The organism is Paraglaciecola mesophila, assembly GCF_009906955.1.
Taxonomy (GTDB): Bacteria; Pseudomonadota; Gammaproteobacteria; order Enterobacterales; family Alteromonadaceae; genus Paraglaciecola; species Paraglaciecola mesophila_A.
Window position 1 is genome coordinate 4,672,761 of sequence record NZ_CP047656.1, and the last position, 15,560, is coordinate 4,688,320.

Consider the following 15,560-nt stretch of genomic DNA (forward strand, 5'->3'; position numbering starts at 1 on the left):
ACTGCACGTCTGTATAGTAAATTGCTGTACAAGTGGCTAATAAAATAGAGATATGTGTGATGGTTAATCGAAAATTGCGTTGGGTGTTCGGCATAGCTTTGTTTAACTTGGTTGTTGCTGGGGGATTAAGTGGGTGTGACAGTGTTAATTCCCAAGAAATGGCGGAACAAAACACTAACAAGGTCATTAAGCCGGTGAAGTTAGTTAAAATACCGGATCTTAACCAGCAACAGGTAAATCCTTTTATTGCAAAGTTAGATGCCACTGAGCGGGCAATCTTGTCGTTTAATGTGTCCGGTGAAATTGCCTCAGCGATGCCACATATGGGGCAGCAAATTAAGAAGGGGGAACTCTTAGCCAGCCTTGATCCAACGGATTATCAATTAGCATTAGATGCGCGACAAGCTGAATATGATTTAGCTAGAACACAATATCTTCGTGCTAAGGCGCTGATTGAAGAGACGTTGATCAGCAAGGACCAATTCGACCAAAACGAAACGAATTATAAAGTGGCGAAGGCGCTGCTTGAACAAGCTAAAACTGACTTAACCTATACCAAAATACGGGCTCCTTTTGATGGGGTGGTGTCATTAACTAACGCAGAAGCGCATCAAGTTGTCGCAGCAAAACAACCGGTAATGAAAGTGCTTAACAATGCACTGATGGACGTGGTTTTCACTGTGCCGGTGAGCTATGTATCTCAATACGGGGTAGAGAATATTAGTCGCTCGGCGGTATGGGTCACGATGGACTTTGCCCGCGACAGAAAGCTAGAAGCGCGTTTTAAAGAGATTTCAACTCAGCCTAATATCGATACCAACAGTTATACCGCACGTGTGACGGTACGTCGTCCCGATGATCTAACTTTGCTGTCGGGTATGAGCGGACAAGTAAATATCGTCGCTCCTGACCAAACCAGTTTGTTTACTTTACCGAAAAGCGCTTGGATTAGCCGGGACGCGAGCAGTGGGTATGTATGGAAGTTTTCTGCATCACAAGGCGTCGTAAACAAAACACTGGTTGGGTTAGACGAAAATGGTTTTATACAAAGTGGCTTACAGCAAGGTGATTTAGTAGTGGAAACAGGGATTAATGGTCTCAAGGAAGGGCAGAAAGTGAAACCTTGGGTCGAAGAGGATGGCATTTAATGAAATCGATCGTTTTTAGCATGTATATTCTAGCACTACTGTTGCTACAAGCCTGCACACCCAATATAGAACATAGGCCCAAGCCGCCGTTAATTTTGGACACCATAGAGGTTTCTGCGCCTGTTGACACGCAGTTTAGGCGGTTTAATGGCCAGGTGGTTGCGCCAGAATTGACTCCCTTAGCGTTTAGACTTGAGGGCGAAATAGTCGACGTGAAAGTACAAGAAGGTGATGTGGCTAAAAAAGGTCAAGTATTGGCTATTTTGGACGACAGTAGACTCGTTCAAACTTTGAATGATGCTCAGGCTAGGCTTGATTTAACTGCAAAGCAGCTGGAGCGGGGAAAAGAGTTACGTAGCAGAGCGATGCTTTCATCTTCTGAACTTGATGAATTACAAGCCAATTACAAATTGGCTGTAGCGAATGCCAAATTGGCTGAAGTCCAACTCGGGTATACTCGCCTGAAAGCACCAGTCGACGGTATTATTTCCATGGTCTCTAAACAGGACTTTGAGCGCACTGATGCCGGAGAAACGGTTGTTAGTATTTATCAAAGCGAAGACGTTTATGTAGAGATTTCAGTGTCTGATACTGTGTTGACGCGCTTAAAGCCGTTATTGAGTGTACCTAACTATCGTCCTTTAGGGCATTTTAGTGGGCATAAAGGGCAGTATCCCCTTAATTACCTTGAACATACCAGCGAGCTAGATCCTGAATCTCAGACATATCAATTCTGGCTGAAAATGCCCCAAGTGACCCCTAAAATTTTACCTGGAACCAATGTGCAGGTAAGCATTGATATGGTTAAAGCCCAAATGGGTGTATTACAAGGTTTCGAATTACCCATGACGGCCATCGAGTCTGCTGAGCAACACGGTCAATTCAGAGTGTGGAAAATTCAAGATAATCAAGCAGTGGCTACCCCCGTGGAGGTAAGCCAAGTGAAATCAAATGGGGTAATTGTTTTGAGCGGTATTCGTGAGGGAGATGTGATAGCTAATTCTAATTTGAGAAAGTTACGCCAAGGGATGACAGTTCAAGGAGCAACGCAGTGAACATCGCAGAATACTCGATTAAATATAAAGTCATCAGCGGGTTATTTTTAGTTCTGCTAACCCTCGGGGGTATTTCCGCCTTTAATGGCCTAGGGCGCTTAGAGGATCCTGCTTTTACCTTAAAAGATGCGTTGATAATAGCCACGTACCCAGGTGCGACACCACAAGAAGTGGAAGAGGAGTTAACCTACCCATTAGAGCGTGAAATTCGACAGCTACCTTATATCGATAATATTACGTCTATTTCTTCTAGCGGTATGTCTCAGCTTAAAGTCAGTATGAAATCGATTTACGGCCCAGAAATATTGCCGCAAATTTGGGATGAAATGCGCCGCAAAATCAATGATGCCCAGCCAACATTGCCGACAGGGGTAAGTTCACTGCAAATTCTTGATGATTTCGGCGATGTGTTCGGCATTATGATCATGATTACCGGTGACGGTTATGATGCGGTAGAGCTAAAACGTTACGCAGATCAACTCAGGCGTGAACTTGAGCTCGTTAAAGGGGTGGGGAAAGTCGCTATAGCGGGAGATCAAACAGAGCAACTTTTTGTGGAGTTATCACTAGAGCGTTTAGCGTCACTCAATTTAGATATGAGCACGGTAACAGGTTTACTGAACCAACAAAACAGCGTGCAGCAGTCTGGCCAAGTCATGGTCAATGGCGAGTCATTGATTATTCGCCCTAGTGGCACATTAAGTTCGGTTGAAGAATTAGAGAACTTGATTATTCACGGACGTGACACAGGAAACCTTATTCGGTTAAAAGATGTTGCCACGGTTTCCCGCGGTATTGCAGAGCGCCCCAGTAATGTCGTGACTTTCAATGGCAGCCAAGCCATCAGCTTAGGTATCTCATTCGCCCCAGGTGTAAACGTGGTTGATGTGGGGACGCATATAGAAGAGGAGTTTGAAACCTTACAAAGCATTAAGCCTGCGGGCGTCGAGCTTAATTATTTTTATAATCAGGCCACAGAGGTGGATAAATCAGTCAGCAATTTCGTGCTCAGCTTAGCAGAAGCGGTTGGCATCGTTATTGTGGTGCTGCTATTTGCCATGGGGCTGCGCAGTGGGATTATTATTGGGGCCGTTTTATTGCTCACCGTATTCGGCACCTTCATGCTGATGAGCTACACAGGTATTGAACTGCACCGGATCTCGCTTGGTGCTCTGATTATCGCCTTAGGCATGTTAGTGGACAACGCCATCGTTGTAGTGGAAGGAATATTAGTGGGTCTAAGAAAAGGCCGTACTCGACTGCAAGCGTCTAAAGATATTGTAACGCAAACCCAATGGCCTTTGCTTGGCGCAACTATCATTGCCATTACCGCTTTTGCTCCGATTGGTTTGTCTGAAGATGCGACAGGTGAGTTTATGGGTTCACTTTTTTGGGTGTTGTGTTACTCGCTGTTTTTAAGTTGGATGACAGCCCTGACACTAACTCCGTTCTTAGCCAATCTTTTACTCACAGAAAAAGCCGCTAAAGAGGGCGATGAAGCGACTGACGGTGAAGATGATGATGCATACAAAGGGGCACTGTTCGTTATTTTTGGCTCTATGCTCCGTTTTGCTTTGCGGTTTCGTTGGGTAACTGTCGCTGCGATGTTGGCCCTGCTAGTGGTCGCCGTTGTCGGTTTTGGCAATGTAAAGCAGTCGTTTTTTCCTGCGTCAAACACACCTATGTTTCATGTCGATATTTGGATGCCCCAAGGAACTGATATTCAACAAACCATTAAACAAAGTGCAGAAGTTGAAGAGTATTTAGGCAAACTTGACCACGTTGAGTTTGTGGCATCTACCGTCGGCCAAGGCATGCAACGGTTTATGTTGACCTATCAACCCGAGCAAAGCTACGCCGCATTTGCCCAAATGACGGTCAGAGTCGATACCCGAGAAAACATGTTCGCGCTACTTGATGGGTTAGAAGCTGACTTGAATAAAACCTTTAGCCACCCAACGTTTCGCCTACGGGTGATGGAGTTTGGTCCTTCACCTGCATCTAAAATTGAAGCGCGGGTCATTGGCTCAGATCCGCAAATACTGCGCGGCATTGCTCGGCAAATTGAAGACGTGTTTAACGCAGATCCTGGGGCACGCAATGTTCGCCATGATTGGCGCGAACGCACTAAAGAGTTAGTGCCGCAGTTCAATGAATCTAAGGCACGCCGACTAGGGATCTCTAAACAAGACTTGTCTAGTACGTTGCAAATGGCATTTGGGGGGAACACCATAGGCATTATCCGTGATGGTACCCATATGCTACCTGTTATCACTCGCTTGCCAGAGCAAGAGCGAGTCGACTTTGAATCCTTGGCCAATTTGAATATTTGGAGCCCAACGTTACAAACGTATATTCCGGTTGAACAGATTATTGACGGCGTGAAAATGGATTGGGTTGATCCCCTCATTTTGCGTCGCGATAGGAAACGTACATTAACAGTGATGGCCGATCACGATGTCTTAGGGGATGAAACCGCGGCTTCTTTGTTTGCTCGCCTGCGCCCTAAAGTAGAAGCATTAACGTTTCCTGAAGGGTACGAATTAGCGTGGGGCGGCGAATATGAGTCGACGAATGATGCACAGGCGGCCATGTTTCAATCCTTGCCCATTGGGGCACTGGTGATGTTCATCATTACTGTGTTTTTGTTCAACTCAGTGCGCAAACCGTTAGTGATTTGGTTTACTGTGCCATTGGCAATTATTGGTGTTTCATTTGGTTTATTGGCTACCGGAATGCCCTTTAGCTTCACTGCTTTATTAGGGTTACTAAGTTTGAGCGGCATGATATTGAAAAATGGGATTGTGTTAATGGATCAGATCAATATCGAACTGGCGACGGGTAAAGATGCGTATGATGCCGTATTCGACAGTGCATTGAGTCGGGTACGTCCAGTGAGCATGGCCGCTATGACCACAATTTTAGGTATGGTGCCCCTTATGTTTGACGCTTTTTTTGGATCTATGGCGATTACCATTATGGCTGGGTTAGGGTTCGCTACGGTATTAACGCTTATCGTGGTGCCAGTGTTGTTCGCGATTTTCTACAAAGTAAAACCCGCGACGGCGTAATTAACAGAGATAAAATTTACGGCGTTAATAGCGTCATGTTTAGCGGCCTTCCTAGGCACTTGGCCCTACATTTGTAGGGCCTTTTTTTACGTTGCTAGCATGACCACTTAATTTGTTCGTAAGTGGTTTAATATTTCGCAATTTTTAATCTGCTTATGGCTGCAGCTGTCCGCTAAAGTCTGCAGATTCTTTTCCAGTTGTTGTAATTCATATTGGGCAACACGTATTTTCTCGAGTTGCAGATTGATTAATGCATCTACCTCTGCACAAGGGGCATTGTCATCATTTTGGAGCGAAACCAATCTTTTAATATCTGAAAGCGGCATTCTCAGCTCTTTACAGCGTCGAATAAAGTTGAGGGAGGATACATCTCGCTGTTGATAGTAGCGGTAGCCGTTATCTCCTCGCTTTGCTTTTGGCAATAAGCCGACATCTTCGTAATAACGAATAGTTTTGGCGTTTACGTTTGTCACTTTGGCTAATTGTTTAATTTGCATCATCATTTGACCTTCCTGTAACTGGAAGGTTTATTCTACCCTTAACAAATAGCAATTCAATGGGGATAGCATGAGCGAATGTTGTGGTGTAAATGCCCAAGATAAAGAACAACGCACGTTGCTGTGGACGGTTTTGGGTCTCAATGGTGGTATGTTTTTCGTGGAATTCATCGCAGGCTGGTTGGGTCAGTCAAGCGGCTTAATGGCTGACTCGCTGGATATGCTAGCGGATGCCATGGTTTACATGGTAGGCCTTTATGCTGTGGGCAAAGCGATAGAGTATAAGGCGAAAGCGGCCTTGTTTAATGGCTCATTGCAACTGGTATTAGCCGGTTTCATTTTATTTGACGTGCTGATGCGCATCATAAACGGCAGTCAACCCCAAACTGCCATAATGTTATGGGTTTCATTCTTGGCCTTAGAAGTGAACTTACTTTGCTTTGTGTTACTTTCTCGATACCGAGCAGGTGACATTAATATGCGCGCAAGCTGGATTTGCTCACGTAACGACATGATTGCTAATGTCGGAGTGATAGTCTCTGCTGGGCTGGTGGTGTGGTTAGATTCGGCGATCCCTGACTTGGTCATCGGCAGCATTATCGCGCTGATTATAGTGCAATCGTCGTGGAAAATCGTAGTGCAAGCCAAGAGCATGCTAACGAGTCATCCTGAGCTAACAAAAGGTACTATAGATGTTCGAAACGAAGATACGCCATCTCAAAAAGATCAGGGATCTAAAAAGCAATCATCATCTTGTTGCGGATCGTAGTGTTAGGGCAGGGTTTAATCTCAAATCGAGATAGTTATTTTATACCCATCCGCATTCACAGTTACCTCCTCGGAATGCGTCCAGCGGTTTTTTGATTAAGGTGTGGCTATGTCGTAATGCGTGGTCTCTTTCAAATAGTGAGAGCGCAGAGCAAAAGCTGCTGGGGCATGCCTTGTAGGCGAGTGTTAAAAGGGCTTACACTGCGTTGGATGACGTCGAAAGCGAACCACTAAACAGTTATGCGCCTTGTTTAAGCTCTTTTAAACGCTAGCTGAGTGGTTAATTATTTAATGGAATTGGTATTTACGTGGAATAATGGTATTACAATAAAAAAGCGACGGTTAATCGTCGCTTTCATTTTCTAGAATGAGGTCAAACAGTGAGTAGGTTAATCGTGTTCGCTGCGAGTATGCCCTTTGCTTGAGTCAGTCCAATGTCCTTCCGATAATGATAAGATAACAGCATCAACGTCATGTAAGAGTGCCTCTGATTCAGCAGTAAAACAGCCTCCGATTACCACTAAACTTTGATCTTCCAACTCCCCTAACTTAGTCAGTGCCTTTTGTACTAGGCTACTTTTCACCATATTTTTACGATCATGAGGAAAAGTAATTAACGTGCAGGTATTCTCAAGTTGCGATTCGCAGCTCTCCGCTAACTTTTTGTATTCAGTTGGTACACGCTCTTTGACTAAATAAGACTCTAAATGCTTTTGAATGTGAAATTTCATAACTTACTAATAGATTATCAATAAAAAGTAACAATATGGCTTTGCCATATCAGTTTACGTGTTTCAACACCCGCAGAATAAACCGCGAATTAAACACAGTTTAATGCTAACTACTTGAATTTTATCGGCTAATATCTCTTATGCATAATAAGTAAAAGTCGATTATAAATAAACTTACCCCAGTGGCAAATGGAATTAAAGGATTGTTTTAAATTTGTGCGTTTTTCTTTTTTACTGGCATAAAAAAGGGCGCCGTGAAGGCGCCCTAAACACACACTAACTCTCAGGGAAAGGTTAGAAGGTTACGCTTAGAAATTCGCACGCAACTGCACACCAAAGTAGCGTTCTGCATCACGTGGAATTTGATAACGGAAGTTATCGCCACTGTACGTGGTGACAAAGCTCTTATCAGTCAAGTTTTTGCCGATTAAGCTAATGCGATAGGCATCATCGTCAAACGAGAAGGCCAAGCTTGCGTTTAAAATACCGTAGTCTGGTAGCAGATCAATTGCTGTTGCTGTGCCGCCAGGCGCGCCAGCGTACATTTCATCTGTGTATACATATGAGCTGTTTAAGATAACGTTCATATCTTCTAGCTCCCAGAGGTATTCACCTGTGACTGAGTATTTAAGATCGGGTGAGAAGGGCAAGTCAGCACCTGAACGACCAGTACATTCTGTATCTGTAACGGGGCATTTGAATTCATCGACTTCTGCATCAACTTTTGATAAACCACCGGTTAGGGTGAAGTTATCAGTCACTTGCCACATTAAATCAAACTCAATACCTTCGGTGATAACAGAGCCCGCGTTGGTTAGACGAGTGATGGTAACGCCATCAAGCAATTCAGAGTTATTCGCTTGGAAGCCATCAATATCAGTTCTGAAAATCGCTGCGTTGAAAATTAAATCGTTGCTAGCGTATTTATACCCTAATTCATAAGCATCAGAGGTTTCTTTGTCAATAGGCAAGGTATCTGTTGCTGACATATTGTAAAACACGTTAAAAGCAGGGCCTTTATAACCTTGCGAGAAGGTGAAGTATGCCATGCTGTTGTCGGTTAAATCGTATTGAACACCTAACTTACCGGATACATTAGTTTCATCAGTTTCGCCTTGATAATCAGTTTCGAAGCTGCGTACACCAACACCTGTACGTTTGTACTCATCGTTGCTGCTACGGTTATGGCTGTAGCTCACTTCATCGTCTGTGTAACGAATACCAAAGAGTAAACGCAAGTCATCATTGATGTGATATTTACCGTCTGCGAATAATGCCCAGTTATCAAATTGCGTACGCATAAAAGCAGTCGCACTGACGATGTCGTTGGCATTACAGCTTAAATTTTCATCAGCGATGAATTGATTAATCTGCTCATCAGACGGGTTTTCAACACCAAAGTTTTCAGTTAAGTAGGTGCCGATCGCTGCTGGGAACTGCCCACCATTATTTTGGCAACTGGCGTCACGGGTAAAGTTACGCTCAGATTTTTGTGTCCACCAAAATGCTCCTAATTGGTAGTCAAAGTCACCGCCTACCGGTGAAGCAATGCGGAATTCTTGTGATGTTTGTTTCCAGTTTTGTACGCCAGTGTCGTGTAGTTGAAAGGACACGCCGCCATCAGGCACGCTACCGAAATTCACTGGCAAGGGGATTGAGCCCGTGGTTGAGGTGAAGTCACCTTCACGGAATTCCGTGTTATCCCAGCTACGGTGTGCTGTGATTGAAGTAAATTCGTGATCGCCAATCATTTTGTCCACTTGAACTGAGAAACCAGTGGTTTCATCAATAGTGCGCGTTTCAAAATCATGGTCAATTTTGCGCTGATCTAAATCTAAATCCCCATTACCCGTGCTATCTGGTGCTGCTTCAGAGGTGACATATCGATTACTCGGTGCCAATTCTAAATCTGCACAACAGTTATCATTCGATTTAACATTTTCGAAGATAAACAAGATGTCGGTATCGTTACCGGCATCAATATCTAACATACCGCGGATACCTTCTTTATCGTAGCCGTTGGTGGTTTCGTTGTTATACACGTTGTCGATGTAGCCGTCGAATTGTGACTTAAGCACAGTTAGGCTACCGTTAACATTGTCGTTTAACGCACCGGTAACACTGGTTTTTAAACGGTATTCATTGTCCTGAAAAAGAGTGACTTCAGCGGAGCCACCAAATTCGTCAGAAGGGCGTTTAGTCGTAATGTTGACCACACCGGCTGATGCATTTTTACCAAATAGGGTGCCTTGAGGACCACGTAGCACTTCGATGCGCTCTAGGTCGTATAGATCAACAAAAGCTTGTCCAGAACGGCCTAATACCACGCCATCAACAACAGTTGATACGCTTGGCTCTGCAGCCACACTAAATGAAATCGTACCAATACCACGTACGGTAATCGCTGAGTTACGGTTGGTGTTACCTTTTCGGAAACTGACTGAAGGGACTAACGCTTGTAAACCTTCAATGTTTGCTGAGAACGCAGAGTTAATCTGGTCTTCACGTAGCACAGATACAGCAACAGGAACTTCGTTGAGGTTTTCTACGCGTTTTTGTGACGTAACGGTAATTTTTTCCATTAAGCCTTTATCTTCTGCTGGCGCCGCCTCTTGTGCGCTAGCGGCGAAGCCGATTGTCATGCACGTGCCTATCGCTAGAGCGCGCGTAATGCCTGTGTGTAGTGTGCTAGGTTTTAGTAACATGGTGTTCTCCACGATCTCTGTTTTAGGGGTAAGTCCAATGTTCATTTTTTGTGTGTCCAAACAAAAAATGAATGAGTGTGCACTATTGTTTGTGCACTTTGGCCTACCGTTCTTCATTTAATATTCCGTACCACTTAATGCGTGAAACGGACATTGTGATGACTTATAGGGCATCTTGAGTCATACATTAGATGTCTTATATAAGACAAAAGATATGCAAAATTTAACCATAAAGTTAACTAATTGCAATCTTTTTGTTAAAACAATTTTGAGGTTTACAAAGGCGCGAAATTGCCGGGGAATGAATGCAGAAGCCCAGTTCTATTGGGCTTTGTGGTCGCAAGTGAAGCGACGAACCTGCGACAGCTTATACTGGTTATAAATACGATTGATACAATTTAGTAACAGAATTACTCAGCATCAACCTTACACTGAGCAACGGACGTTTCTAATAATGTTAACCAATCATTGCCATAATTCTGTTTGAACCATTGGCGCATATTTTTCGATGCTTCTTTAAATGCTTGTTTCTCAGCGGGTGTCGGGCGATAAACGGTGCCGCCTGCTTTTTCGAACAGTTTGTAAGAATTCGCTTCTTGATTGAAAACTAAATCATTGGCTGCTTTTTGCTGGCGGGTAAACCCTTGTTCAATAATACCTTGAATATCTTCAGGAAGTGATTGCCAAACAGGTTCTGAGAACCACCACAGTGCAGCCATATAAGAATGGCCATCTAGTACTATGTATTTTAAATGTTCTTCTAATTTAGCGCCGATAATATCTTGAATTCCATTTTTGCTGCCTTCAACTACGCCTGTGGCTAACGCCGTATAAAGTTCTGCCCATGACACAGGAGTGGGGTTTGCTCCAAGTTGTCGCACCAGCTCTTGTTGAATTTTTGCTGGGGTGGTTCGAATTTTTTGCCCAGCTAAATCGTCTGGATGATGGATTGGCTTGGTGGTGGTGGCAAAATTACGCCAGCCGCCCGTGTTAGTAACGCCCATTAAGCGTATTTGTAGGTTTTTTTCCAACACTGTATTGCGCATTTTACTTAAAATGGGTCCGTCTAATACGCATTGCGCTTGTTTGTCGTTATCAAACACATAGGGTAAATCGAGTACTTGGGCAGGCGCAAAGAAATTGCCCGTGCCACCTGCTGTGGTAGGAAACATCTCAAGCACACCTTTTTGTAAGTTGCCGATACACTCAGGTACGCCCCCGCAAAACTGACCTGAGGAATACAGTTGTACTTGTACTCGGCCGTCGCTGGCTTTTTCAACATATTCTTTAAAAGCAAGTAGCCCCACGTAATCCTCATCTTGGGTAGAGGCTTGAATGGAAGCTTTGATAATAAATTCGGCGCGATCCGAGTTCGCATTGATAATGCCAAACATACTGGCAACAGCAATCACAGCATAAACAGTGAGTAGGGCGATACGTTTTGTATTCATATTAGGCAAACCCAAACAGGCGAGGTAAGGTCATAGTGACCGCAGGGAAATAAGTAATGACAAATATCACCAAGGCTTCTACTGCTAAAAACGGCAGCATTTCATAGGCAATGTTCTCCGTTTTTTCACCCGATACGGACGCCGCCACAAACAGAACCAAGCCCATGGGCGGGGTGGCGAGACCCACAGTTAAGTTCACGCACATGATCACGGCAAAATGCAGTGGGTCGATGCCCAGTGAGATAAAAATAGGCGCTAACACAGGTCCGAGGATTAATATCGCTGGGCCTGCATCTAAAAACATACCGATAGCGAATAAGAACAAGTTGATAATAAGTAATAACAGTAAAACATTATCGGTAATGCCGACTATTTGCTCTGCAAGCATGTCGGCCATGCCTGAGACGGTAATGATCCACGCAAAGGTAACGGCTGAGCCAACCAATAGTAAAATAGTGCCTGATTGCACCGCCGCGTTCACCAATATGTGCGGTAACTTGCCAAACTTGAGGGTATTGGTGACAAACAAGGTAATAATCAGTGCATAACCCGCTGCAGCGGCAGCAGCTTCAGTAGGTGTAAATACACCTAGTACGATACCACCAAGTAAAATAACTGGGGTCAGCAGAGGTAAAAAAGAGGTTTTAAGAGCGCTGCCTCGCTCATACCAAGTAGCTTTTTGATTGGCCACTGGATAATTACGCTTTTTGGCAATGCGGCTGGTAACAAACATCAAGCCAGCACAAATGAGTAAGCCTGGCGTAATGCCAGCTAAGAACATGCCAGCCACAGAGACATTCATGATAAATGCGTACAATATCATGATCCCAGAAGGGGGAATGATGGGGCCTATAACCGATGACGCGGCAGTCACAGCAGCGGCAAAGCGTCTGCTGTAGCCGTTTTCTTCCATAGCCGGAATGAGCATTTTACCTAAAGCTGAGGTATCGGCGACCGCGGAGCCTGATAAACCAGCGAACAGCACTGAGGATAAAATATTCACTTGGGCTAACCCACCACGGTAATGCCCGATTAAGGTTTGACTAAAGCGTACAATGGATTGCGTGATGCCACCTTGATTCATCAGTTCGCCGGCTAAGATGAAAAAAGGCACAGCCATCAAGGGGAACGAATTCATGCCCGAATACAAGCGCGTTAGAAGGGCTGAGAAAAACACCTCATTGCCATCTAGCATTAAGCTGACACCTGGGCCAATCAACAGAGCGAATACCACGGGCGTGCCTGCGGTGAGCAACAATATAAAAACCCAAAAATAACTGATAGACATATTATTCAACTTCCATGGGAGGGATCGTTTGCTCTGTGAGGTAGTCACGGGCAAAAAGTTGTTTGATCAGATTCTCGATACCCACTAAAAATAGGGCGGCAAACATCAAAGGCGCGCAGGCGTAAAAGTACGCCAGTTTCACGGGCATTGACGAGGCATAAATTTCAAAGCCGCCTTGCCAAAACGCCACACTTTGTTTGAAAAACAGTGCGCTGATAATAATGACCAATATGGTGATGATGATTTCTGAGACTCTGCGTAAAACTTTAGGCAAGGCATCGGCAAACATCTCAATAGATACATTTAAGTTTTCACGATACGCCCAAGGGGCAACCAAACAGGCGACCCATACCATCAGATATTTTGCGAGCTCTTCGGTCCAAGCGAGGGAGTCGTTTAACACGTAGCGGTAGAACACCTGGGCTAATATCATCAGCAACATCGCGCTCAGTAACACGCCTGCGATATTCTTGCCAAGAGTACTAATAGCATAATTAACCTTACCAAGGGGGCGATTAATGGCTAAAAACCCGCGACTGACAGCATTTTGCATAAGGTGTTCTCCGACTGCGCTAACGTGCTATTGAGGCCAGTAATGGCTGATTTGCGGTTGCTGATCAGTCAATTCGTCAGTGTGCTCAACGTCTGGGCCTAAGGGGATACGCTTACCTTTAGGTACAAACACGGCCATTTCTTGCGCACCTAGCGTCAGGTTATACACCTTGCCACCTTGATATGTTTGCTCGCTTGGGAAGCGTTGCCATTCACCTTCAGGCAAATAGAACTCTACTTCGCCACCGGGTTTTAAGCAGGGGGCTACAAGCATGTCGTCACCAAACATAAACTGAGAGTCAAAGGCTGCCGCCACGCGATCCTTAGGAAACGCTAAAGGCATTGCACGCATCAAAGGCACACTGGTGTTGCTTGCTTGCTGCATGGCATTGTATATGTAAGGAATTAGGCGATAACGCAATACTAAGGCTTGATTAACGGCTTCTTCTGCTTCAGGCCCGTAGCTCCATGGTTCACGCTGGCCTATGCCGTGTAAACGCATGTGTGCGCTGAAAACAGCGGCTTGTGACCAACGGATAAACAGTTCTTGGTCACGGGTATCTTTAAAGAAACCACCCACATCAGTGGCAAAATAAGGTGCACCAGACATTCCCCAAGAAAGCGCGCCGCGGATACTGGCGCTTAATCCACCCCAATCTGCTTGAGGGTCGCCGCCCCATTGGCTAGGGAAACGTTGTGAACCTGTCCATGCAGAACGGCTAAACAAGAAGGGGCCATTTTTGGAATATTTTTCGGCGGCTTCGTACACACATTTGTTGTACAGAAAGCTGTATACATTGTGCAGACGATCACCTGAGTCTCCACTGTGGGCGAGCATGTTGTCATCTTCTACTTGCTCACCAAAATCAGCCTTGATCATATCCACGCCTAAATCAAACAGTGGTTTGTGTGACTCCATCCAAAACTGGTAGGCATCAGGATGTGTGAAATCGACTATGCCAGATTCTGGTAACGGAGTCAGCACTTCAGCGAATGCACTCATATCCCATTGATATTGATACGCTTCGCCTGTGCGTTTGTCTTTAAGCAGCCAGCCTTTTTTAGCCATTTCTTTGAAAAGCGGATGCTGAATTGACACCAAAGGGTATTCCCAGATACAGACTTTAAAGTTGTCGGCTTTGAGTTTGTTGATCACTGCAGCTGGGTCGTCAAATCGTTTCGGATCCCACTCAAAAGCAAAGCGCGTGTCTGTGTCCTGCCAGGCTCGGCCATCAAGCGTGATAACATCACAAGGCATTTTGTGGTCACGCACGTCTTTCGCTGTGGCCAATAACTCGGGTACGTCTTTGTAATACGCTTTAGACAAAATAACCCCTAAGCTCCATACCGGAGGGGTTGGGGCTTTGCCGGTTAAATCTGTGTAGGTGTTGATCATGGCATTGCCATCTTCACCGTGCATCAAGAACATGTCTAGGCATTCATCTTCCACCAACACACCGTAAGCGCGCTGAGACCAAGTGGCGTAGCCCACTGCATGTGTTACTGGCGCTGGAGTATGAACAAATACGCCCCAACCACTTGGACTCCAGCAGAAGGGAGTATTTTTATAGGATATTTCAGCGTTTACACCAAGTGCATCATGATTGTAAGAACGCACAAGTTGACCACGTTTGCTTAAGCCACCCCATTTCTCACCTAAGCCGTACACAGCTTCGTCTGTATCCAGCTCTAAGCTTATCAACCAGCCTTTGTCTACTTTCGCTAAAGGCGGTAAGCGGTAGCGACGAACAAAGTGCCCGTCGGTAGCGGTTTTTTGAATCGTCTTGTTGTCTTGGGTGAGCTCAAAGGTAAATGGACTGTGGGTAATCACTAATTTACTGTCACTAGCAATCAGAGTAGTTTGCTGTTCACTTTGCACGATATCAGCAGGAATAATATCCGGTGTTGAAACGAGTAGGCCATAATCAGCTTGGTCTTGTTTACCAATTCGTAAACGCACACCAAAAGCATGAAATGCGATGTGTAAATCACCCTGAGATGTAGGCAATAACACACTTCCGTCACCTTGTACGCTAGCTGTGCCAGTCACATTTGCTTGCGGTATATCGTTCCAATTCGGGGCAGTAACATCAAACAAAGATGTATTTGTAGACATGAATTTCTCTCACTCGTGATATTGACACAATAGGGGACCGCAAATGCTAGCATTGAGTCGCTGCGATTGGCCCTTACAATCTTATATAAGATATAAGTTATAGCAGTGTTAAATTCTTGTCAATCTTTGTTGGTTATTATGATCTTTCAAGTTAACTGAGAATAATAGCGAAATATGC

The 15,560-nt window shown here is 44.8% G+C and carries 11 protein-coding genes; 4 read left to right on the top strand and 7 right to left on the bottom strand.

The genetic code is table 11. The features are described 5' to 3' along the window. Positions 1 to 59: 59 nt before the first annotated feature. The 3 genes from FX988_RS20055 to FX988_RS20065 are packed head-to-tail and all read left to right on the top strand — an operon-like array spanning position 60 to position 5,274. Entirely contained in the window at positions 60 to 1,148 is a 1,089-nt protein-coding gene (locus FX988_RS20055; RefSeq protein ID WP_160182245.1) for an efflux RND transporter periplasmic adaptor subunit, read from the top strand. Next, positions 1,148 to 2,203, top strand: a complete 1,056-nt coding sequence (locus tag FX988_RS20060; RefSeq protein WP_160181838.1) for an efflux RND transporter periplasmic adaptor subunit — start codon at positions 1,148 to 1,150, stop codon at positions 2,201 to 2,203. Before FX988_RS20055 ends, FX988_RS20060 begins: the two co-directional genes overlap by 1 nt. Beyond that, positions 2,200 to 5,274: an efflux RND transporter permease subunit gene (locus tag FX988_RS20065; protein WP_160181839.1), complete on the top strand. Its 3,075-nt coding sequence runs from the start codon at positions 2,200 to 2,202 to the stop codon at positions 5,272 to 5,274. The genes FX988_RS20060 and FX988_RS20065 overlap by 4 nt, the downstream gene beginning before the upstream one ends. Positions 5,275 to 5,381: 107 nt before the next feature. Here the strand turns inward: FX988_RS20065 and FX988_RS20070 are convergent, their stop codons facing one another. After that, entirely contained in the window at positions 5,382 to 5,771 is a 390-nt protein-coding gene (locus FX988_RS20070) for a Cd(II)/Pb(II)-responsive transcriptional regulator (protein ID WP_201751681.1), read from the bottom strand. A 70-nt stretch (positions 5,772 to 5,841) separates the two neighbouring features. Here FX988_RS20070 and FX988_RS20075 point away from each other — a divergent pair, with 70 nt between their 5' ends. Continuing rightward, complete coding sequence (locus FX988_RS20075; protein ID WP_160181840.1) at positions 5,842 to 6,540, top strand: cation transporter; 699 nt, start codon at positions 5,842 to 5,844, stop codon at positions 6,538 to 6,540. A 388-nt stretch (positions 6,541 to 6,928) separates the two neighbouring features. Here the strand turns inward: FX988_RS20075 and FX988_RS20080 are convergent, their stop codons facing one another. The 6 genes from FX988_RS20080 to FX988_RS20105 all read right to left on the bottom strand — a co-directional run bounded on the left by FX988_RS20080 (position 6,929) and on the right by FX988_RS20105 (position 15,382). Then, positions 6,929 to 7,270, bottom strand: coding sequence for a hypothetical protein (locus FX988_RS20080; RefSeq protein ID WP_160181841.1), 342 nt, complete (start codon positions 7,268 to 7,270; stop codon positions 6,929 to 6,931). 308 nt (positions 7,271 to 7,578) lie between these two features. Beyond that, on the bottom strand, positions 7,579 to 9,975 hold the full coding sequence (locus FX988_RS20085; protein ID WP_160181842.1) for a TonB-dependent receptor: 2,397 nt from the start codon (positions 9,973 to 9,975) through the stop codon (positions 7,579 to 7,581). Positions 9,976 to 10,385: 410 nt separating this feature from the next. Continuing rightward, complete coding sequence (gene dctP / locus FX988_RS20090) at positions 10,386 to 11,426, bottom strand: TRAP transporter substrate-binding protein DctP (RefSeq protein WP_160181843.1); 1,041 nt, start codon at positions 11,424 to 11,426, stop codon at positions 10,386 to 10,388. Between the two features lies 1 nt (position 11,427). Then, the gene (locus FX988_RS20095) at positions 11,428 to 12,714 is read right to left on the bottom strand and encodes a TRAP transporter large permease (RefSeq protein WP_160181844.1); all 1,287 of its coding nucleotides are present in this window, start codon (positions 12,712 to 12,714) and stop codon (positions 11,428 to 11,430) included. A gap of 1 nt (position 12,715) precedes the next feature. Next, complete coding sequence (locus FX988_RS20100) at positions 12,716 to 13,267, bottom strand: TRAP transporter small permease (protein ID WP_160181845.1); 552 nt, start codon at positions 13,265 to 13,267, stop codon at positions 12,716 to 12,718. 27 nt (positions 13,268 to 13,294) lie between these two features. Continuing rightward, positions 13,295 to 15,382, bottom strand: a complete 2,088-nt coding sequence (locus tag FX988_RS20105; RefSeq protein ID WP_160181846.1) for an alpha-xylosidase — start codon at positions 15,380 to 15,382, stop codon at positions 13,295 to 13,297. Positions 15,383 to 15,560 lie beyond the last annotated feature (178 nt).